Origin of the sequence: Kocuria oceani (assembly GCF_029524215.1) — a bacterium.
In the GTDB taxonomy this organism is placed as follows: Bacteria; Actinomycetota; Actinomycetes; order Actinomycetales; family Micrococcaceae; genus Kocuria; species Kocuria oceani.
On sequence record NZ_JARAMH010000003.1, the window covers coordinates 16,654 to 36,650 of the forward strand.

The 19,997-nt window shown below is 74.2% G+C and carries 17 protein-coding genes and 1 tRNA gene; 12 read left to right on the plus strand and 6 right to left on the minus strand.

Annotated features, from left to right (window positions below; genetic code table 11):
* A complete protein-coding gene (locus tag PU704_RS03805) occupies window positions 1–1,521 on the minus strand; it encodes an MmgE/PrpD family protein (protein WP_277550235.1) in 1,521 nt (506 codons plus the stop codon).
* A 60-nt stretch (window positions 1,522–1,581) separates the two neighbouring features.
* Entirely contained in the window at window positions 1,582–2,262 is a 681-nt protein-coding gene (locus tag PU704_RS03810) for a GntR family transcriptional regulator (protein ID WP_047802972.1), read from the minus strand.
* A 217-nt stretch (window positions 2,263–2,479) separates the two neighbouring features.
* Between PU704_RS03810 and PU704_RS03815 the strand changes: the two genes are divergently transcribed.
* On the plus strand, window positions 2,480–4,432 hold the full coding sequence (locus tag PU704_RS03815; RefSeq protein WP_277550236.1) for an AMP-binding protein: 1,953 nt from the start codon (window positions 2,480–2,482) through the stop codon (window positions 4,430–4,432).
* A gap of 18 nt (window positions 4,433–4,450) precedes the next feature.
* Here PU704_RS03815 and PU704_RS03820 read toward each other — a convergent pair whose 3' ends face one another.
* The 3 genes from PU704_RS03820 to PU704_RS03830 form a co-directional block, all read right to left on the minus strand.
* The gene (locus tag PU704_RS03820) at window positions 4,451–5,755 is read right to left on the minus strand and encodes a cation:proton antiporter (protein WP_277550238.1); all 1,305 of its coding nucleotides are present in this window, start codon (window positions 5,753–5,755) and stop codon (window positions 4,451–4,453) included.
* A gap of 109 nt (window positions 5,756–5,864) precedes the next feature.
* Entirely contained in the window at window positions 5,865–6,557 is a 693-nt protein-coding gene (locus tag PU704_RS03825) for a response regulator (protein WP_277550239.1), read from the minus strand.
* Window positions 6,554–8,182, minus strand: a complete 1,629-nt coding sequence (locus PU704_RS03830) for a sensor histidine kinase (RefSeq protein WP_277550240.1) — start codon at window positions 8,180–8,182, stop codon at window positions 6,554–6,556. Before PU704_RS03830 ends, PU704_RS03825 begins: the two co-directional genes overlap by 4 nt.
* 219 nt (window positions 8,183–8,401) lie before the next feature.
* Between PU704_RS03830 and PU704_RS03835 the strand changes: the two genes are divergently transcribed.
* From PU704_RS03835 to PU704_RS03875, 9 genes are all read left to right on the plus strand, one after another.
* Window positions 8,402–9,826, plus strand: coding sequence for a cation:dicarboxylate symporter family transporter (locus PU704_RS03835; protein ID WP_277550241.1), 1,425 nt, complete (start codon window positions 8,402–8,404; stop codon window positions 9,824–9,826).
* A gap of 244 nt (window positions 9,827–10,070) precedes the next feature.
* Complete coding sequence (locus PU704_RS03840; RefSeq protein ID WP_047802989.1) at window positions 10,071–10,964, plus strand: ParA family protein; 894 nt, start codon at window positions 10,071–10,073, stop codon at window positions 10,962–10,964.
* On the plus strand, window positions 10,964–11,869 hold the full coding sequence (locus PU704_RS03845) for a segregation and condensation protein A (RefSeq protein ID WP_277550242.1): 906 nt from the start codon (window positions 10,964–10,966) through the stop codon (window positions 11,867–11,869). Before PU704_RS03840 ends, PU704_RS03845 begins: the two co-directional genes overlap by 1 nt.
* Window positions 11,866–12,480, plus strand: a complete 615-nt coding sequence (gene scpB, locus PU704_RS03850; protein WP_277550243.1) for an SMC-Scp complex subunit ScpB — start codon at window positions 11,866–11,868, stop codon at window positions 12,478–12,480. The genes PU704_RS03845 and scpB overlap by 4 nt, the downstream gene beginning before the upstream one ends.
* A gap of 9 nt (window positions 12,481–12,489) precedes the next feature.
* Complete coding sequence (locus tag PU704_RS03855) at window positions 12,490–13,590, plus strand: pseudouridine synthase (protein WP_277550244.1); 1,101 nt, start codon at window positions 12,490–12,492, stop codon at window positions 13,588–13,590.
* 10 nt (window positions 13,591–13,600) lie between these two features.
* A complete protein-coding gene (locus PU704_RS03860) occupies window positions 13,601–14,719 on the plus strand; it encodes a prephenate dehydrogenase (RefSeq protein ID WP_277550245.1) in 1,119 nt (372 codons plus the stop codon).
* On the plus strand, window positions 14,701–15,489 hold the full coding sequence (gene cmk, locus PU704_RS03865; protein ID WP_277550246.1) for a (d)CMP kinase: 789 nt from the start codon (window positions 14,701–14,703) through the stop codon (window positions 15,487–15,489). The genes PU704_RS03860 and cmk overlap by 19 nt, the downstream gene beginning before the upstream one ends.
* A 73-nt stretch (window positions 15,490–15,562) precedes the next feature.
* Window positions 15,563–17,122, plus strand: coding sequence for a ribosome biogenesis GTPase Der (gene der / locus PU704_RS03870; protein WP_277550248.1), 1,560 nt, complete (start codon window positions 15,563–15,565; stop codon window positions 17,120–17,122).
* 84 nt (window positions 17,123–17,206) lie between these two features.
* Window positions 17,207–17,280: transfer RNA gene (locus PU704_RS03875), tRNA-Pro, on the plus strand.
* 79 nt (window positions 17,281–17,359) lie between these two features.
* On the opposite strand, the gene PU704_RS03880 is transcribed toward PU704_RS03875, so the two are convergent.
* Window positions 17,360–18,277 carry a PfkB family carbohydrate kinase gene (locus PU704_RS03880; protein ID WP_277550249.1) on the minus strand — a complete coding sequence of 306 codons (918 nt, stop codon included), beginning with the start codon at window positions 18,275–18,277 and terminating at the stop codon, window positions 17,360–17,362.
* A gap of 227 nt (window positions 18,278–18,504) precedes the next feature.
* On the opposite strand from PU704_RS03880, the gene PU704_RS03885 reads away from it, so the two are divergent.
* Window positions 18,505–19,503: an adenosine deaminase gene (locus PU704_RS03885; protein ID WP_277550250.1), complete on the plus strand. Its 999-nt coding sequence runs from the start codon at window positions 18,505–18,507 to the stop codon at window positions 19,501–19,503.
* Between the two features lie 82 nt (window positions 19,504–19,585).
* Window positions 19,586–19,972, plus strand: coding sequence for a glycine cleavage system protein GcvH (gcvH, locus tag PU704_RS03890; protein WP_047804400.1), 387 nt, complete (start codon window positions 19,586–19,588; stop codon window positions 19,970–19,972).
* Window positions 19,973–19,997: the final 25 nt, after the last annotated feature.

A 19,997-nucleotide genomic window follows, 5' to 3' on the forward strand; every position in this document is an offset into this window, starting at 1 on the left:
TCAGAAGATTCCCTTCGTGCCGGTGGCCAGGTCCACGTCCGCGGTGACGTTGAGGGCGTCGAGCTCCCCGGGGCCGAGCTCGCGCAGGTTCTCGGCGGCGGCGATGAAGCGCTCCAGCTCGGCGTCGGCCACGATCCCGGCCGCCAGGGTGCGCAGCTTGGTGACGTACTGGGCGCGGGCGAACGGCCGGGCGCCCAGCGGGTGGGCGTCGGCCACCGCGATCTCCTCGACCACGGTGGACCCGTCCTTCAGGGTGATCTCGGCCCGGCCGCCGAAGGCCTTCTCGGCCGGGTCCAGGGAGTGGTAGCGGCGGGTCCACTCCGCGTCCTCGGCGGTGGTGACCTTGCGCCACAGCTCGACGGTGTCGGGCCGGGAGGCCCGGGCGGGGGCGTAGGAGTCCACGTGGTGCCACGCCCCGTCCTGAAGCGCCACGGTGAAGATGTAGGGGATCGAGTGGTCGAGGGTCTCCCGGGTGGCGGCCGGGTCGTACTTCTGCGGGTCGTTGGCCCCGGAGCCGATCACGTAGTGGGTGTGGTGGGAGGTGTGCAGCACCACCGAGGCGATCCGCGCCGGATCGGCCAGCTCGGGCCGTTCCCGGTGCAGCTTCCGGGCCAGGTCGATCCAGGCCTGGGCCTGGTACTCCGCCGAGTGCTCCTTGGTGTAGGTGTCCAGGATCGCGGCCTTGGCCTCGCCCGGGGCCGGCAGCGGGACCTCGTAGGAGGCATCCGGGCCGTCCAGCATCCAGGCGATCACCCCGTCCTCGCCCTCGTAGATGGGGGTGGGGGAGGTCTGCCCGCGCATCGCGCGGTCCACGGCCTCCACGGCCATCTTCCCCGCGAAGGCCGGGGCGTGCGCCTTCCAGGTGGAGATCTCGCCCTTGCGGGACTGGCGGGTGGCGGTGGTGGTGTGCAGGCCCTGGCCGATCGCGTGGAAGATCGTCTCCACCGGAAGGCCCAGCAGGGTGCCGATCCCCGCGGCCGCGGACGGGCCCAGGTGGGCGACGTGGTCGATCTTGTGCCGGTGCAGGCAGATGGCCTTCACCAGGTCGACCTGCAGCTCGTAGCCGGTGGCGATCCCGCGCACCAGATCGGCCCCAGTGGCGCCCACGTGCTGGGCCACGGCCAGGATCGGCGGGATGTTGTCGCCGGGGTGGGAGTACTCCGCGGCCAGGAACGTGTCGTGGTAGTCGAGCTCGCGCACCGCCACCCCGTTGGCCCAGGCCGCCCACTCCGGGGAGACCTTGGTGGCCGCGGCGTCCACCCCGTACAGGGCGGACCCGGACCCGCCCGGGGTCCGGGCGTGGGCGGCCGCCTGGTCCCGGGCCGAGACGATGGGGTCCCGGTTCAGGGAGGCGATCGCCACCGCGGCGTTGTCCAGGATGCGGTTGATCACCATCTCGGTCACCTCCTCGCTCACCGCGACCGGGTCCGCGGCGACCTCCGCCATATTCCAGGCCAGCTGGTCCTGCCGGGGCAGGTTGTCGGCGGACGGGTGGACGTGCACGGAATGGATGACGGTCATGGAGGTTCCTCTCGTGGGGACGGACGGTGGCCGGGCGCGGACGCAGGTCGGGCCCGCCGCTCAGCCGGCGGCGTCGAGCGGGGGAGCGGGCTGGACCCACTCGCGGACGGGGGTGGTCAGGACCGCGTGCAGCGAGTTGGCCAGGTGCACCCGGGTGGCGGCCTCCGCCAGCTCCTCGGAGCCCTCCGCGATGGCGCGCGCGATCTGGGCGTGCTCGGCGGCGGCGCGCGCCAGACGGGACGGATTGGTCCGGGAGAGCTTGCGCACGCGCGCCAGGTGCAGCCGCAGGGACCGCTGGGCGGCGGTGAGGTACGGGTTGGCCGTGGCGTCGTCGACGGCCCGGTCCATGCGCTCCACGAGCTCGTAGTAGGCGGAGCGGTCGTCGGTGCTCGGGCCGTGGAGCCGGTCCACGCACCTCTCGAGCTCCGTGGCCAGACGCTGGAACTCGGCGGGGTCCCGGCGCCGGGCCGCCAGCCGGGCGGCCCGGCAGTCGAGGGCCTCGCGCAGCTCGAACAGGGCGCGGACGTCCTCGAGCGAGACCTGGGAGACCACCACACCGCGGCCCCGGTGGGCCTCGGCGAGCCCGTCGGCGGTGAGCCTGCTCAGCGCCTCCCGGATGGGGGTGCGGGAGATGCCGAACCGCTCCGACTGCTCCACCTCGCCCAGCACCTGGCCCGGGAGCAGCCGCCACTCGACGATGTCCTCCCGCAGTGCCTCGTAGGCGCGGTCGCTGGCGCGCACGGCTCTCTCCTCGCTTCTGCGGCCCAGCCGGCGAATCGGCAGGGACCTTCGGTGACCGACCTCACACGTCCTCGTCAGTGTATACACATTTGTGACCCAGAGGCCAGAGGTTCCCGTCGTACTGCGATATTGACGCGTCGATGTATACACCGATCTTGTCGTCTGTGATCTGCGCCACTAGGGTGGCCGCCAGGACCGCGACGCCCCGGGAGGACCCATGAGCACCGAGCAGCAGACCACGCAGGCCGAGGACTACGCGGAGGTCTACCGCCGCAGCGTCCGGGACCCGGAGCGGTTCTGGCTCGAGGCGGCCCGGGCCGTCGACTGGACGCGCGAGCCCACCGTGGCCCTCGACGCGGCCATGGCCCCGCTCTACCGCTGGTTCCCCGACGGTGAGCTCAACACCTCCTACAACGCCCTCGACCGGCACGTGGAGGCCGGCCACGGCGAGCGCACGGCGCTGGTCTACGACTCCGCGCTGCTGGGCGTCCAGAAGCGCTACAGCTACGCCAGGCTGCGCGACGAGGTCGCGCTGTTCGCCGGTGCGCTCGCGGCGCGGGGGGTGGGCCGCGGGGACCGGGTGCTGGTGTACCTGCCGATGATCCCCCAGGCCGCCGTGGCGATGCTCGCCTGCGCCCGCCTGGGCGCCGTGCACTCCGTGGTCTTCGGGGGGTTCGCCCCGAAGGAGCTGGCCGCACGGATCGACGACTCGCGGCCCCGGGTGGTGGTGACCACGACCGGCGGGCTGGAGCCGAAGCGGCGGATCGAGTACATCCCCGCGATCGAGGAGGCCCTGCGGCTGGCCCGGCACGAGCCCGGCACGGTGGTCGTGCACGAGCGCCCCGGCTTCGAGACCACCGTGGAGCAGGCCAGGGAACGGGCCGGGCACGGCGAGCAGCCCGCGGTCGAGTGGCTGGGCTGGGACGCCGCCGTGGAGGGCGCCGAACCCGCGGCGCCGGTGCCCGTGGCGGCCACCGACCCGCTGTACGTCCTCTACACCTCGGGGACCACCGGCGCCCCGAAGGGTGTGGTCCGCGACAACGGCGGGCACGCGGTCGCCATGACCTGGTCCATGCGCCACATCTACGATGTCGGCCCCGGCGAGGTGATGTGGACGGCCTCCGACGTGGGATGGGTGGTGGGGCACTCCTACATCGTCTACGGCCCGCTGCTCGCCGGTGCGACGACCGTGCTCTACGAGGGCAAGCCGGTGGGCACCCCGGACGCCGGCGCGTTCTGGCGGCGCGTGGAGGACCACGGCGTGAAGGTCCTCTTCACCGCCCCCACGGCCCTGCGCGCCATCCGCCGGGCGGACCCCGAGGGCGAGCTGGTGCGCCGGCACGACATCGGCTCCCTGCAGGCGCTGTTCGTGGCGGGGGAGCGGCTGGACCCGGAGACCTACGGCTGGGCCTCCCAGGTGCTGGGCGTGCCGGTGGTCGACCACTGGTGGCAGACGGAGACGGGGTGGGCGATCTGCGCGAACCCCTTCGGGATCGAGCGCCTGCCCCTGAAGCCCGGTTCGCCGTCCGTGCCGGTGCCCGGCTACCGGGTGGAGGTGCTGGACCCGCTGGGGCAGCCGGTCGCGACCGGCGAGGAGGGCAACATCGCCCTGCGCCTGCCGCTGCCCCCGGGAACCCTGACCACGCTGTGGGGCGCCGACCGGCGCTTCGTGGACTCCTACCTCGCGGCCTTCCCGGGCTACTACGCGACCGGTGACTCCGGCCACATCGACGAGGACGGCTACGTCTACGTCATGGGGCGCACCGACGACGTGATCAACGTGTCCGGTCACCGGCTCTCCACCGGCGCGATGGAGCAGGTCCTGGCCTCCCACCCCGCCGTGGCCGAGTGCGCGGTGATCGGGGTGGCCGATCCGCTCAAGGGCCAGCGTCCGGCCGGCTACGTGGTGCTCAAGTCCGGCGTGGAGGCGCCGGAGGAGCAGCTGCGGGACGAGCTGGTGGCGCTGGTGCGCCGGCAGATCGGGGCGGTCGCCGACTTCAAGGACGTGGCGGTCGTGGAGGGGCTGCCCAAGACCCGTTCGGGCAAGATCCTGCGCAAGACCATGCGGCAGATCGCGGACGGCGAGGACTACACGGTGCCCTCCACGATCGAGGACTCCACCGTGCTGGAGGCCCTCGAGGGCGTGCTGCGCCCCCCGCGCGCCCGCTGAGGACCGGCGCGGCCCCGCTCAGACGGGGGTGCTGGGGGCGGCGGCCTCCGTCCCGGTCTCGCGCACGGCCTTGCGCCGCCGGGCGCGGTCGAGCAGGGCCATGCCGGGTCCGGCGGTGACGCCGTGGAGGACGACCGACATGACGATCACCAGCCCCACGATCCGCCACAGCGTCTGGTCCTCGGCGGCGAAGTCCCCCTCGGACAGGGCGTAGCCGAGGTAGTAGACGGAGCCGATGCCGCGGACGCCGAAGAAGGCGATGACGCAGCGCTCCCACGGGCCGGTGCGGCCCCGGGCCAGGCCGATCCACCCGGCGACGGGCCGCACGAGCAGGAGGAAGGCCGCGGCGACCAGGACCTCGGACCAGCTGAGGCCGGCCAGCAGGCCCCGGGCGACGGCCCCGCCCAGCAGCACCAGCACCACCACCGTGAGCAGGCGCTCGAGCTGCTCGATGTAGCTGTGCAGCACGCCGTGGTAGCCGTGGGCCCGTTCACCGGCGCGGATGGTGAGCGCGCACACGAACACCGCGACGAAGCCGTAGCCCTCCACCATCTCGGTGAGGCCGTAGGTGAGGAAGGTCGCCGCGAGCGCCACGAAGCCCTCGGAGTGGGAGGCCAGGCGGATGCTCTCGACCGGGGAGCGGAAGAAGACCCGCCCCAGCAGCCTGCCCACGAGGTAGCCGGCGAGGCACCCGACCGCGATCCGCCAGCCGACGTCCACGAGGAGGAAGTGCGGCAGCCACGCCGCGGGCGCGGTCCCCACGAGGCTGAGGGCCACGGCGAGGTACACGAACGGGAAGGCGAGTCCGTCGTTGAGCCCCGCCTCGGAGGTGAGGCCGAAGCGCACCTCGTCCTCCCCGTCGAGGTCGTCCTGGGCCTCCGAGGGCTGCCCGACCTGGACCTCGGACGCCAGGACGGGATCGGTGGGGGCCAGGGCCGCGGCGACGAGCACGGCCCCGGCCAGGCTCAGCCCCAGCACCGACCACCCGAGCAGGGTGAGCCCGACCAGGCACAGCGGCATGACGACGCCCAGCAGGCGCCAGGTGGTGGCCCACCGCACGCGTCCCAGGGGGCGGTCCAGGGCCAGGCCGGCGCCCATCAGGGACACGATGACGCAGATCTCGCTGAGGTGGACGGTGATGTCGCTGTAGGCCACCGGGTCCGGGTCCGGGAGGTTCTCCGCCACGGAGAAGACGGCCAGGCCGGTGCCCAGGAAGACCATGGGCATCGAGACGGGGGCGCGCATCAGCAGCCGCGGCAGCAGCGCGGCGGCGAACACGGCCAGACCGGCGGCGGCGAACATCAGGCTCGGGGCGTCGAACACCAGGACCTCGTTCCTTCGGCGGATGGGGTCGATCCCGAGAAGACTACGCACCGGAGCCGACGCGGGCACCGTGCCGGTGCGCGCAGGGGACGTCCCGGGCGGCGTCCGCTCAGCCGGCCCACGCGTACTCGAGCTCCGGGCGCCCGGGGGTGCCGTAGCGGGAGCGACGGCGCACGAGGCCGCGGTCGGCCAGGTGCTCCAGGTAGCGCCGGGCCGTCACCCGCGACAGCGTGCTGCGCTCGGCGACCTCCCCGGCGGAGAGCCACTCGCCGCCGCGCACGAGCTCCGTGACGGCGGCCAGGGTCTGGGCGGAGAGCCCCTTGGGCGCGGCGGCGCGCACCGGCGAGCCCAGGGCCGCGAAGGCCCGGTCCACCTCCGCCTGGCCCACGGCCCCGGCCCGTCCGAGCGCCGAGCGGTAGCTGCGGTAGGCGGCGAGCTTCTCCTCGAACACGGCGTAGGTGAAGGGCTTGATGAGGTAGCCCACCACGCCGAGCGTGGTCGCCTCGCGGACGGTGGCCACGTCCCGGTGCGCGGTGATCACCAGCAGGTCCACCGACTCCCCGCGCGCCCGCAGGGTGCGCGCGACCTCGAGCCCGGACATGTCCGGGAGGTTGACGTCCAGCAGCACCAGGTCCACGGGCCGGCCCGCCCGGCGGGCGGCCTGCACGGCCTGCACCGCCGTGTGCCCGGACACGGCGGTGGCCACGGCCCGGAAGCCCGGCGAGCGCTCGACGTACTCCGCGTGGGCGGCGGCGGTCAGGGGCTCGTCGTCCACGACGAGGACCCGCACCGTCCCGGTCACGGGACCTGCTCCGGCACGGCGTCCCGGGGGACGGGGATGGTCACGGTGAACACGGCCCCGCCGTCGTTGCCCAGCTCGATCCGGGCGCCCCAGCGCTCCACGACCTCGCGCACCAGGTGCAGGCCCACGCCCCGGCCCTCGGGTCCGGCGGGCTTGGTGCTGACCCCGGGCTCGAAGACGTCCTGGGCGAGCTCCTCCGGAACGCCCATGCCGGTGTCGGCCACGGTGACCACGACCGTGTCCAGGGCGGGGTCGGCGTCGTCGGGCGCCCCCACGATCTCCACCTCGACCACGGGGCGGACGCGGTCGGCGTTGGCCGCGGCCGCCTCCACGGCGTTGTCGACGAGATTGCCGACGAGGGTCACGAGGTCGGCGGGGGAGACCGGGACGTGCGGCACGTCCGGGCCCACGGCGACCTCCAGCTCCACGCCGCGCTCGTGGGCGGCGGCCGTCTTGCCCACGAGCAGGGCGGCGAGGAAGGGGTCCTCCAGACGGGCGAGCAGGTCCTGGGACAGCCCCTGGGTGCGCTGCCGGTCCGCGGAGGCGAAGTCCAGGGCCTCCGCCTCGCGCCCCAGCTCGAGCAGCGAGACCACCGTGTGCATCCGGTTGGCGTGCTCGTGGGTCTGCGCCCGCAGGGCCCCGGCCAGGGCGGAGGTGGCGCGCAGCTGCCCGGAGAGCCGGGAGATCTCGGTGTGGTCGCGCAGGATCACGACCATGCCCCGCCCGGCGAGCGCCCCGCCCGCCGGCAGGCTCGAGACGATGAGCGTGCGCTCCCCGACCACGACCCACTGCTCCTGCACGGACGCCCCCGAGCGCAGCACGGCCTCCAGGGCCGGGGGCAGGCCCAGCGCCTCGACGGGCGGTGCGCTGCGCCGGCCGGGCCCGGCCGCGTCCGGGGCGATCCCGAGCAGCTCGCGGGCGCGGGCGTTGAGCACCGGGACCGCGCCGGAGGGGTCCACGAGCAGCAGGCCCTCGGTGGCCTCGTTGAGCACGGCGTCGTGCAGCGCATGGACCTGGGCGAGCTCCTCCGGACCCCAGCCGTGCGTGACCCTGCCCAGGTAGCGCGCCCCGAGGGCCGCGACCGTGGCCGAGGCGGCGAGCAGCAGCGCCCCGACGAGGAGCACGGCCGGCAGCTGGGCGAGCGCCTGCTCGGAGAGCGCCTCGAGCAGCACCCCCGTGGCCACCAGCGCCACGACCGTCCCGTCCCCGTCCCGCACGGGGGCGATCGTGCGCACGGACGGGCCGAGGTTGCCCCGCTCCGTGCTGGTCCAGACCTCCCCGGCGAGCGCGTGCGAGCGGTCGCCCCGGTAGGGGTCGCCCACCGAGGACGGCCAGGGGTGGGTCCAGCGGGTGCCGTCGGGGGCCATGATCGTGACGAAGTCCAGGTCCGTGTCCTCGAGCAGCCGGTCCGTGAGCGGCTGCAGGGCCGCGTGCGGGTCCGGGGTGCCGGCGGCCTCCAGGACGTAGGGGTCGTCGGCCAGGGCCGTGGCCACCGCCCGGGTCACGGCTTCGGCGCGCTCCCGGACCGCCTGCCGCTCCTGGGCGAACAGGACCAGGGAGACCGCGACGGTCACGACCGCCACGACGACCAGCTGGAGGAGGAGGAAGCGCCTGGCCAACGACATGCCCGCCTCCTCCCCTCCTGCCCGTGCCACCCGCCGGTGCCCTCAGCCCGTGCTCCGGTTGTGGTGGGCGTCACGACCATTATGACCACAACGCGACAGGGCCGCGGCGGCCGGTGAGACTCGTCACAACAGCCCGGTCCCGGGCTCCGGGCAGCGCCTCCCGGCGCCGCCCGCCGGCACCGTCCGTCCGCACCCTCCACCCGCACCGTCAGGAGAAGCATGGCCACCGTCGCCACGGAACCCGTCGACCCGCAACGGCCCGTCCAGAAGCAGAAGAAGGACAAGACGCACTACCTGTACGTCTTCGTGATCGTCGCCGTCGTCGCCGGCGCCGTGCTGGGCCTCGTGGCCCCCGAGTTCGCCCAGACGCTCAAGCCCATCGGCACCGCGTTCATCGCCCTGATCAAGATGATGATCGCCCCCATCATCTTCTGCACGATCGTGCTGGGCGTCGGCTCCATCGCCAAGGCGGCCACCGTCGGCAAGGTCGGCGGCCTGGCCCTGGCCTACTTCATGGCGATGTCCACCGCCGCCCTGGCCATCGGGCTGCTGGTGGGCAACCTCATCCACCCGGGCGAGGGCCTGAACATCCAGGGCTCCGAGTACGAGATCACGGACACCGGCCACGGCGACGGGGAGGGCGGGACGATCGGGTTCCTGCTCGGCATCATCCCCACCACCCTGCTGTCCTCGCTGACCGAGGGCAACATCCTGCAGACCCTCTTCGTGGCCCTCATCGTGGGCTTCGCCCTCCAGCAGATGGGCCCGGCCGGCAAGCCCGTGCTCAAGGCCGTCGGCTACATCCAGGCCCTGGTCTTCCGGATCCTGATCATGGTCATGTGGGTCGCCCCGATCGGTGCGTTCGGCGCGATCGCCGGCGTGGTGGGGGAGACCGGCGTGCAGGCCATCATCTCCATGGCCACGCTGATGATCGCCTTCTACCTCACCTGCGTCCTGTTCATCGTGGTGGTCCTGGGCGGTCTGCTGAAGGCCGTCACGGGGATCAACATCTTCCGGCTCATGAAGTACCTGGCCCGGGAGTACCTGCTGATCTTCTCGACCTCCTCCTCCGAGGCCGCCCTGCCGCGGCTGATCGCCAAGATGGAGCACGCCGGCGTCTCCAAGCCCGTGGTCGGCGTGACGGTCCCCACCGGGTACTCCTTCAACCTGGACGGCACCGCGATCTACCTGACCATGGCCGCCCTGTTCGTCGCCTCCGCCATGGGCAACCCCCTGGCCCTGGGCGAGCAGATCTCCCTGCTGGTGTTCATGATCATCGCCTCCAAGGGCGCCGCCGGCGTCACCGGCGCCGGACTGGCCACCCTCGCCGGCGGGCTGCAGTCGCACCGCCCGGACCTGGTCGACGGCGTGGGCATCATCGTGGGCATCGACCGGTTCATGTCCGAGGCCCGCGCCCTGACGAACTTCACGGGCAACGCCGTCGCCACCCTGCTGATCGGCAAGTGGACCCGGGAGCTCGACCTCGACCAGGTCGAGCGCGTGCTCTCCGGCCAGGACCGGTTCGACGAGTCCACCATGGCCGCCCACTCGCACGGCGCCCCCGAGCAGGACGCCGGCGCCGACGGCGCCCGTGTCGAGGACTCCGTGGCCGAGAAGGTCGAGGCCGCCGCCGGCACCCGCTGAGCACCGACTCCTGCCGACGGGACGACCGCGCCCGCCGGACCCCACCGGGTCCGGCGGGCGCGGTCCGTCCGTCTCCCGGCCTCGCCCCGCCGCCCCGGCAATTCGGGACCGGCAGGCGGCGGCGGTACCCTGGTAGCTGATCGAGTCCAGGAAAACCCCAGGTCGGCCCCACCGGCCCGGGCCGCCCCGCGCCCGGGCCGGCCCGGGCGCGCCAGCGACCACGAACGAAAGAGCGGTGCCACGAGTGAGCCAGCGAAGCGACGAGAGGATCCCCGGAACGGGCGAGACCGCGGCGGGAGCCCTGGGCCCCACCGGCCGTCCCGTCCGCGACTTCCCCGAACCGCCCGAGCTGTCCGCCCACGGGCCCGCCCGGATCATCGCGATGGTCAACCAGAAGGGCGGGGTGGGCAAGACCACGTCCACCATCAACCTCGGGGCCGCGCTGGCGGAGCTGGGTCGGAAGGTCCTGCTCGTCGACTTCGACCCACAGGGTGCGCTCTCCGCCGGCCTCGGCGCGAACCCGCACGAGCTCGAGCTGACGGTCTACAACGTGATGATGGACCGCTCCGTGGACGTGTGGGACGTGGTCCAGGAGACCGACGTCGAGGGCGTGGACCTGCTCCCCGCCAACATCGACCTCTCCGCGGCCGAGGTGCAGCTGGTCACCGAGGTGGCCCGGGAGCAGGTCCTGGCCAGCGCGCTGCGCAAGCTCGAGGAGCACTACGACGTCATCATCATCGACTGCCAGCCCTCGCTGGGGCTGCTGACCGTCAACGCGCTGACCGCCGCCCACGGCGTGGTCATCCCGCTCATCGCCGAGTTCTTCGCGCTGCGCGCCGTGGCCCTGCTCGTGGACTCCATCGAGAAGGTCCAGGACCGGCTCAACCCGCGCCTGCAGATCGACGGCGTGCTCGCCACGATGTTCGACTCCCGGACGCTGCACTCCCGGGAGGTCATGGCCCGGATCGTCGACGCGTTCGGGGACAAGGTCTTCGACACGGTCATCAAGCGCACCGTGAAGTTCCCGGACGCGACGGTCGCCGCCGAGCCCATCCTCTCCTTCGCCACGGCCCACCAGGGCGCGGAGTCCTACCGCCAGCTGGCGCGGGAGCTGATCTCGCGCGGCGGCGCGCCCTGATGCACCCCGAGGAGCTGCCGGAGCCCAGCGGGCCCGGCGGCTTCACGGTGCAGCTGGAGGACTTCGCCGGGCCCTTCGAGGTCCTGCTCTCCCTGATCGCCAAGCACGAGATGGACATCACCCGGATCGCGCTGTCCACCGTCACCGACGAGTTCCTCCAGTACGTGCGGGCCCTGCACGAGTCCGGGTCGGTCCGCGCCCTCGACGAGGCCAGCGAGTTCCTCGTGGTCGCCGCCACCCTCCTGGACCTCAAGGCCGCCCGGCTGCTGCCGCGCGGCGAGGTCGAGGACGAGGAGGACGTGGCCCTGCTGGAGGCCCGGGACCTGCTCTTCGCCCGGCTGCTGCAGTACAAGGCCTTCAAGGAGGTCGCCGGTCTGCTCGACGAACGGCTGCGGGCCGAGTCCGCCCGCCTGCCCCGGGTGGTGCCGCTGGACCCGGAGGTCGCCGCCGTCCTGCCCGAGCTCGACTGGCGGACCACCCCCGAACAGTTCGCCGAGATCGCCCGTGCGGTGTTCGCGGCCAGACCGGGGACGCCCCCCGAGGTCGGCGTCGACCACCTGCACGGGGCCGCCGTCTCCGTCCGGGACGAGGCCGAGGCCCTGGTGGTCCTGCTCGGCGACGGCCGGCCGCGTTCCTTCCACGCGCTGGTGGCCGAGGCCGGGTCCACCCTGGCGGTGGTCGTCCGGTTCCTGGCGCTGCTGGAGATGTTCCGGGACGCCGTGATCGAGCTGTCCCAGGAGGCCCCGCTGGGGGAGCTCACGGTGCGCTGGACCGGAGCCGGCAGCGGGTGGACCGTCGAGCGCCTCACCACGGACGACACCGGCGTGGCCGGCGCCGGCGCGCCCGGACCGGCGGCCGACCCGGTCCCCTCGTCCGTGGGGTCCGCGGCGGGGGTGCCCGCGTGAGCGCCGTGCCGGAGGCCGGGCCGGACCTCGAGGCCCTGCCCGGGGGCCTGAAGGCCGCCGTCGAGGCGATCCTGATGGTCGCCGAGGAGCCCGTCGGCGAGTACCAGATCGCCGCCGCGCTCGTGGTCCCCGTCGCCTCGGTGCAACGGGTCCTGGACCGGCTGCGCGCGGAGTACGACGGACGGGCCGCGGATCTGGGGTATGCTGGAACGTTGGAGCCGCGCGGCTTCGAGCTGCGCAGCACCGGTGCCGGATGGCGGATCTACTCCCGCAGCGAGTTCGCCCCGGTCGTCTCCGCGTTCGTCGCGGAGGGGCAGACCGCCCGGTTGTCCCAGGCGGCCCTGGAGACCCTGGCCGTGGTGGCGTACCGCCAGCCCGTGAGCCGAGCACGGATCTCCGCGATCCGCGGGGTGAACGTCGACGGCGTCGTCCGCACCCTCGTGCAGCGGGGGCTGATCCGCGAGCTCGAGCGGGACGGCGAGTCCGGGGCGGTGCTCTACGGCACCACCACGTTCTTCCTGGAGAGGATGGGCATCGGGTCGCTCGACGAGCTCCCGGACATCGCCCCGCACCTGCCGGGCATCGATCAGATCGACCACTACGAGGACTGAGACACCACCATGGCCACACCACGTTCATCATCCGGCCGCCCCGGACCCGGCGGCCGCCGCGGCCCCGGCTCCCAGGGCGGGAAGCCCCGGAGCGGCCAGGGCGGCCCGTCCGTCCCGGGCGGGCGCGGCGGCACCGGCCGCGGCGCGGCCCCGGCCGGCTCCGGGCGCGGCGGCGCCGCGAAGGGCGGCGCCGGCAAGGGCGGCAGCGCGAAGGGCGGCGCCTCGAAGGGCGCGGGCAAGGGCGGGACCCAGGACCGGGGTCCCCGGCCGTTCGCCTCCTCCGAGCGCAGCGCCCGGCGGATGCCGGCCACGCCCTACCGCCCGCCGCACCGTCGCCGCCGTCCCACGAATCCGCCGGTGGACCGGCTGGACCAGCACGACCCGGACGGGGTGCGCCTGCAGAAGCTCATGGCCCAGGCCGGGGTGGCCTCGCGGCGGGTCTGCGAGGAGATGATCGAGGCCGGCCGCGTGCAGGTCAACGGCGAGACCGTCACCGAGCTCGGCATCCGCGTGGACCCGGCGACCGTCGAGATCCACGTGGACGGCGTGCGCGTGCAGCTCGACGAGAACCTCGTCTACTACGCCTTCAACAAGCCCGAGGGCGTGCTCTCCACCATGGAGGACCCCGAGGGCCGCCCGTGCGTGGCCGACTACCTGAACCAGCAGAAGAACGAGCGCGTGTTCCACGTGGGCCGCCTCGACGTCGAGACCGAGGGGCTGCTGCTGCTCACCAACGACGGCGAGCTGACCAACCGGCTCACCCACCCCTCCTACGAGGTGCCCAAGACCTACCTCGTGCAGGTGCGCGGGCCCATGGAGAAGGGCGTCGGGGCCGCGATGAAAGCCGGCATCCAGCTCGAGGACGGGCCCGCCTCCGTCGACTCGTTCCGGCTCGTGGACTCCACCCCCGGGCACATCCTCGTGGAGGTCGTTTTGCACTCCGGGCGCAATCGGATCGTGCGGCGGCTCTTCGACGCCGTGGGCCACCCCGTGGAGAAGCTCGTGCGCACCCAGGTGGGTCCCATCCGGATCGGCGACCAGCGCCAGGGCACCATCCGCAAGCTGTCCCGGACCGAGGTCGGGCACCTCCTCGCCTCGGTCGGCATGTGAGGAGCCCCCGGTGACGCAGACCCCCTCCGCCCGATCGGCCCCCGCGGCGACCACCGGCCCCGTGCTCGTGGTCGGCGCCGGACTGCTCGGCGCCAGCATCGGGCTGGGCCTGCGCCACCTGGGCGTGGACGTGTGGCTGCAGGACGCCTCGCCCACCGCCGAGGCCGTGGCCCAGGACATCGGCGCCGGCCGCTCCTGCCGGGCCGCCGGGCCGGCCCCGGAGCCGGCCCTCGTCGTCGTCGCCACCCCGCCCGACGTCACGGCCCGCACCGTGGCCGAGGCGCTGGAGCGCCACCCCGGCGCCGTCGTCCTCGACATCGCCTCCGTCAAGGAGGCGGCGCTGGAGGGCGTGCGCGAGCTGGGCGGCGACCTCGCCCGGTACGTGGGCACCCACCCGATGGCCGGGCGCGAGCGCTCCGGTCCCGTGGCGGCCCGCGGGGAGCTGTTCACCTCCATGCCCTGGGTCGTGTGCGACTCGGGGTTCTCCTCGCCCGCGGCCCTGGCCGCCGCGAAGAACCTCGCGGTGGACCTCGGGGCGACCGTGACCTTCATGGACGCCCGTGAGCACGACGCCACGGTGGCGCTGATCTCCCACCTGCCGCAGGTGATGTCCTCGCTGCTGGCCTCCCGGCTGCAGGACACCCCGCTGCACCACCTGTCCCTGGCGGGCCAGGGACTGCGGGACACCACCCGCATCGCCGCCTCGGACCCGCACCTGTGGGTGCAGATCCTCTCCGCCAACGCCGAACCCGTGGTGGCGTCCCTGCACGGGGTGCGCCAGGACCTCGACCGCCTCATCGCCACCCTCGAGGGGCCCGAGGCCCCGGGCGCGCGCCTGGACATCGCCCAGCTCATCGCCGAGGGCAACGCGGGCCAGGCCCGCATCCCCGGCAAGCACGGCGGGGCGCCGCGGGCCTTCGCCAGCCTGACCGTGCTCGTCGGCGACGTGCCCGGGCAGCTGGCCCGCCTGCTCACCGAGATCGGGGAGATCGGCGTCAACCTCGAGGACCTGCGCCTCGAGCACTCCCCGGGCCAGCCGGTGGGCCTCGCCGAGGTCTCCGTGCTCCCCAACCGCCGCAAGGAACTCGTCGAGGCGCTCCAGGAGCGCGGATGGAAGGTCGTGCAGTGAACACCGGAACGAACACCGGAACGAACACCGGACCGAACGCCGGGACGAGCTCCGCCGCGGGCGCCCCGCAGGCCGGGGCGCCGTTCCCCGGCGCCGGGCGGGAGCTGGTCGTCGCGATCGACGGGCCCTCCGGCTCGGGCAAGTCCAGCGTGTCCAAGGAGGTGGCCCGCCGCTTCGGCCTCGCCTACCTGGACACCGGGGCGATGTACCGGGCCCTCACCTGGTGGTGCCTCGACCGCGGGGTGGACCTCGCCGACGCCGACGCCGTGGTGGAGGCCGCCCGCACCTTCCCCCTCGCCCAGGGCACCGACCCGGACCGGGAGCTGGTCCTGGTGGGCGGCACCGACGTGGCCGTCGAGATCCGGGGCGCCCGGGTGACCGGGGCGGTCAGCGCCGTGGCGACCAACCCGGCGGCACGCGCCGTCCTGGTGGCCCGGCAGCAGGAGCTCATCGCCGACAGCGGCCGCCGGATCGTGGCCGAGGGCCGGGACATCACCACCGTGGTGGCCCCGGACGCCGAGGCGCGGATCCTGCTCACCGCGGACGAGCGGGCCCGGATGGCCCGCCGCGGCCTGCAGAACGGCGGGGTCGAGGACGCCGCGCAGCTGCGGGCCGAGGTCGTGGGCCGGGACGCGAAGGACTCCACGGTGGTCAACTTCACCGAGGCCGCCGACGGCGTCGTGACCATCGACTCCTCCGACCTCACGGTCGAGCAGACCGTCCAGGCCGTGCTCGACGCCGTCGTCCGAGCGGCCGGCCGCACGGCCTGAGCCGGGCCCGCCCGGCCACCCCCGACATTTTCCCGCACCCGACCGGCCGCCCCCGGCCCAGCGAAGGACAGCCATGACCGGCAACCCCGAGAACTCCGCGCACGACACCGCCCACGACCCCTACGAGGCCGAGATCCTCGGCGGCAGCACGGACGACGTCGCCGAGCGGCTCGCGGCCATCGACGACGACGAGGCCGAGCAGCGCGCGCAGGCCCTGCGGGCCGGGCTCGAGGACTACGAGCTCGACGAGGACGACGCCGCGCTGCTCGCCGGATGGGCCGAGGGCGAGGACCAGGCCCCGGTGCGCCGCCCCGCCCCCGTGCTCGCCATCGTGGGCCGGCCCAACGTGGGCAAGTCCACCCTGGTCAACCGGATCCTCGGCCGGCGCGAGGCCGTGGTGGAGGACACCCCGGGCGTCACCCGGGACCGGGTCTCCTACCGGGCCACCTGGGCCGGGCGCAACTTCACGCTCGTGGACACGGGCGGCTGGGAGTACGACGCCAAGGGCATCAACGCCCGGGTCGCCGAGCAGGCCGAGCTGGCGGTGGAGTTCGCCGACGCCGTGCTGCTCGTGCTGGACGCCACCGTGGGGGTGACCGCCGCCGACGAGGCCATCGTGAAGATGCTGCGCAAGGTGCGGAAGCCGGTGATCCTGGTCGCCAACAAGGTGGACTCCCCGCAGCTGGAGGTCGAGGCCACCTACCTGTGGTCCCTGGGCATGGGGGAGCCGCACCCGGTCTCCGCGCTGCACGGGCGCGGTGCTGCCGACGTCCTGGACGCCGTCATGGAGGTGCTGCCGGAGTTCTCCGCCGTGGCCGAGACCGAGCTCACCGGAGGGCCCCGCCGGGTGGCGCTGATCGGGCGCCCCAACGTCGGGAAGTCCTCGCTGCTCAACAAGCTCGCCGGCTCCGAACGCGTCGTGGTCGACCCGCTGGCCGGCACCACCCGTGACCCGGTCGACGAGCTCATCGAGCTGGGCGGCAGGCCGTGGCGCTTCATCGACACCGCCGGCATCCGCCGCCGCGTGCACATGGCCCAGGGCGCCGACTTCTACGCGTCCCTGCGCACCCAGGCCGCCCTGGAGCGCGCCGAGGTGGCCGTGGTGCTGCTGGCCGCCGACGAGGTGCTCTCGGAGCAGGACGTGCGCATCCTGCAGCTGGCCGTGGACTCCGGGCGCGCCCTCGTGCTGGCCTTCAACAAGTGGGACCTGATGGACGAGGACCGCCGCTACTACCTGGAGCGCGAGATCGACCGCGACCTCGCGCACGTGGCCTGGGCGCCGCGGGTGAACGTCTCCGCCAAGACGGGCTGGCACAAGGACAGGCTGGTGCCCGCGCTGGAGAAGGCCCTCGAGTCCTGGGACACCCGCGTCCCCACCGGCAGGCTCAACGCGTTCCTCGGCGAGATCGTGGCCGCCCACCCGCACCCCGTGCGCGGCGGCAAGCAGCCCCGCATCCTGTTCGGCACGCAGGCCTCCTCCCGCCCGCCGCGCTTCGTGCTGTTCACCACCGGCTTCCTCGACCCGGGCTACCGCCGCTTCATCACCCGCCGGCTGCGGGAGACCTTCGGCTTCGAGGGCACCCCGATCGAGGTCAGCATGCGGGTGCGCGAGAAGCGCGCCCGGAAGCGCTGAGCGGCGGCGGCGGCCGAGATGAATTCCGCCCCGCGTTGCTGTAATGTGATGCGAGTGCTCAGGGCGGCGACGTACTGAGCGCTTCGGGCTGTGGCGCAGCTTGGTAGCGCACTTGACTGGGGGTCAAGGGGTCGCAGGTTCAAATCCTGTCAGCCCGACGAACCGGAGGCCGGTGGACCGCGGAGACGCGGACCACCGGCCTTCGTCGTGCCCGGGATCCTCGGACCGGCGGCCGGCTCAGGCGCCCCGGTGGCGGCGCACCGTCTCCCGCAGCCGGTCCGGGTCCAGGTGCGGCCGCCCGCCGGCCGTGCCGACCACCTGCGCGGCGACCGCCGCGGCCCACCACGCCGCGGTCCGCGGGTCCTCGCCGCGCAGCAGCGCGACGGCGAGCGCGCCCACGAACGCGTCCCCCGCGCCGGTCGGGTCCACCGGGTCCTCGCCGAGGTGCGGGAGCACCACGTGCCCGTCGGCCCAGGCGACCACGTCCGCGTCCCCGGCGGCGAGGGCCACGACGCGCGGGCCCTGCTCCAGCAGCTCCCGCGCCGCCCGCACCGTCTCCGGCACCCCGCGCGGGGCCCACCCCACCAGCGCCTCGGCCTCCGAGCCGTCGGCGCGCACCACGTCCGCCGCGTCCAGGACCCGCCGTCGTGTCCGTGCGTCCGCGGGGGCCCCGTCGGCCACGACCAGCGCACCGCGGGCGGCCGCGAGCGCCTCCACCACCGCCGGGCCCGGCTGCTGGAGCTGGACCAGCACGGCGCCCGCGTCCTGCAGCAGTCCCGCCCGGGACCGCACGTCCTCGGCCGTGAGCAGCGCTGCCGGTGCCACGTCCTCGAGCAGGCGGCGCACACCGGGCGGGCCGACGACGTCGACGAGCAGCGCCGTCGGCACCCCCTCGCGGCGCAGCACGCCGCCCACGCCGATCCCGTCCGCGGCGGCCTGGGCGAGCACGTCCTCGCCGGCCCGGTCGGCGCCGACGACCCCCAGCAGCTCCACCTCGGCGCCCAGCCGGCGGCACGCCACGGCCTGGTTCGCGCCCTTGCCGCCGAGCAGCTCCTGGCGCTCGCGGACGTCCGTCGAGCCGCCCTCCTCGGGAACCCGGTCGACGACCAGCACGAGGTCGCGGGCGACCTGCCCCACCACGACGACACCGGGCACGGAGTCCTCCTTCCGACGGCGGACCGGTCCTGCCGGCCAGCCTAGGGCACCGGGCCGGCCGCTGCGGGGGCGTCGCCGGCGCACGGTGGTCCACGCGCCCGGGCGGCGTGCCGGGCGGCCAGGGCGGAGCGGCCCGGCGGGACCGTCCCCGGGCGGCCGGTACACTGCACGGGTCCCCCCCGCCGGTGGCGGGACGCCGTGGGACGGGAGACGAAGGAGCACTGCCGGTGAAGGACCTGTACACCCTGCCGAAGGCGGAGCTGCACCTGCACATCGAGGGCACCCTGGAGCCCGAGCTCGCGTTCGAGCTCGCCGCCCGGAACGGCGTGGAGCTGCCGTACGCCTCGGTGGAGGAGCTGCGGCGGCAGTACGACTTCGAGGACCTGTCCTCCTTCCTGGAGCTCTACTACGCCACGATGGCCGTGCTGCACGAGGCCTCGGACTTCGAGGCCCTCACCCGGGCCTACCTCAACCGGGCGGCCGGCCAGGGGCTGCGCCACGTCGACGTCTTCTTCGACCCGCAGGCGCACACGGCCCGCGGGGTGCCCCTGGAGGCGGTGGTCGACGGCATCCGCGCCGGCCTGGACGCCGCCCGCGCGCAGCACGGCATCACCAGCACGCTGCTGCTGTGCTTCCTGCGCGACCGGCCCGCCGCCGAGGCCCTGGCGATGTTCGACGGCCTGGGGGACCAGCTCGCCCGGATCGACGGGATCGGCCTCGACTCGGCCGAGGTGGGCCACCCGCCGGCACTGTTCGAGGAGGTCTACGCCCGGGCCCGGGACGCCGGGCTGCACGTGGTCGCCCACGCGGGGGAGGAGGCCGGTCCCGAGTACGTCCGGGAGGCGCTGGACGTGCTGCGTGTCGAGCGGGTGGACCACGGCATCCAGTGCCTGCAGGACCCCCGGCTCGTGGAGCGCCTCGTCGCCGAGCGGGTGCCGCTGACCGTGTGCCCGCAGTCCAACGTGCGCCTGCGGGTGGTGCGCACGCTCGCGGAGCACCCGGTGCTGGAGATGCTCGAGCGCGGGCTCGTGGTGACCGTCAACTCGGACGACCCCGCCTACTTCGGCGGCTACGTGGGCGACGCCTTCCAGGGCCTGCGCGAGGCCCTCGGGCTCACCGACGAGCAGGCCGCCGCACTGGCCCGCAACGCGGTGGACGCCTCCTTCGCCGGGGCCCCGCGCAAGCGGGAGATGCACGAGGAGATCCGCGCGTGGGAGCGCGGCTGAGCCGCCGCGCCGCCGTGCCCGGCCCACCGGGCGCTCTGTGCCATAATCGAGCCGACCGCGCACGTCCGACCAGGAGCGACCCATGAGCGAGATCCCCGCCGACCTGTCCTACACGGCCGAGCACGAGTGGGTCGCGGACCCCGGAGCCGACGGCGTGGTGCGCATCGGCATCACCGACCACGCGCAGAGCGAGCTGGGCGACGTCGTCTTCGTCCAGCTGCCCGAGGTGGGCGAGGCCGTCGAGGCCGGCGCCGCCGTGGGCGAGATCGAGTCCACCAAGTCCGTCAGCGACATCTTCGCCCCGGTCTCCGGCGAGGTCACCGCGGTCAACGACCGGCTCGAGGACGAGCCCGCGGCCGTGAACACCGCCCCCTACGGCGAGGGCTGGCTGTTCGAGGTCCGTCCCGCGGACGAGGACTACCGGTCCGGGCTCCTGGACGCGGAGGGCTACGCCGCACAGCTGGGCTGAACCGCCCCGGGCCGAGCCCGGTGGA

What these genes read in the sequence shown, in the direction of transcription:
- der (WP_277550248.1), top strand. Translation starts at nt 15,563, where the DNA reads ATGACCGGCAACCCCGAGAACTCCGCGCACGACACCGCCCACGACCCC.
- PU704_RS03835 (WP_277550241.1), top strand. Translation starts at nt 8,402, where the DNA reads ATGGCCACCGTCGCCACGGAACCCGTCGACCCGCAACGGCCCGTCCAG.
- PU704_RS03830 (WP_277550240.1), bottom strand. Translation starts at nt 8,182, where the DNA reads ATGTCGTTGGCCAGGCGCTTCCTCCTCCTCCAGCTGGTCGTCGTGGCG.
- PU704_RS03855 (WP_277550244.1), top strand. Translation starts at nt 12,490, where the DNA reads ATGGCCACACCACGTTCATCATCCGGCCGCCCCGGACCCGGCGGCCGC.
- PU704_RS03845 (WP_277550242.1), top strand. Translation starts at nt 10,964, where the DNA reads ATGCACCCCGAGGAGCTGCCGGAGCCCAGCGGGCCCGGCGGCTTCACG.
- cmk (WP_277550246.1), top strand. Translation starts at nt 14,701, where the DNA reads ATGGAAGGTCGTGCAGTGAACACCGGAACGAACACCGGAACGAACACC.
- PU704_RS03815 (WP_277550236.1), top strand. Translation starts at nt 2,480, where the DNA reads ATGAGCACCGAGCAGCAGACCACGCAGGCCGAGGACTACGCGGAGGTC.
- PU704_RS03805 (WP_277550235.1), bottom strand. Translation starts at nt 1,521, where the DNA reads ATGACCGTCATCCATTCCGTGCACGTCCACCCGTCCGCCGACAACCTG.
- gcvH (WP_047804400.1), top strand. Translation starts at nt 19,586, where the DNA reads ATGAGCGAGATCCCCGCCGACCTGTCCTACACGGCCGAGCACGAGTGG.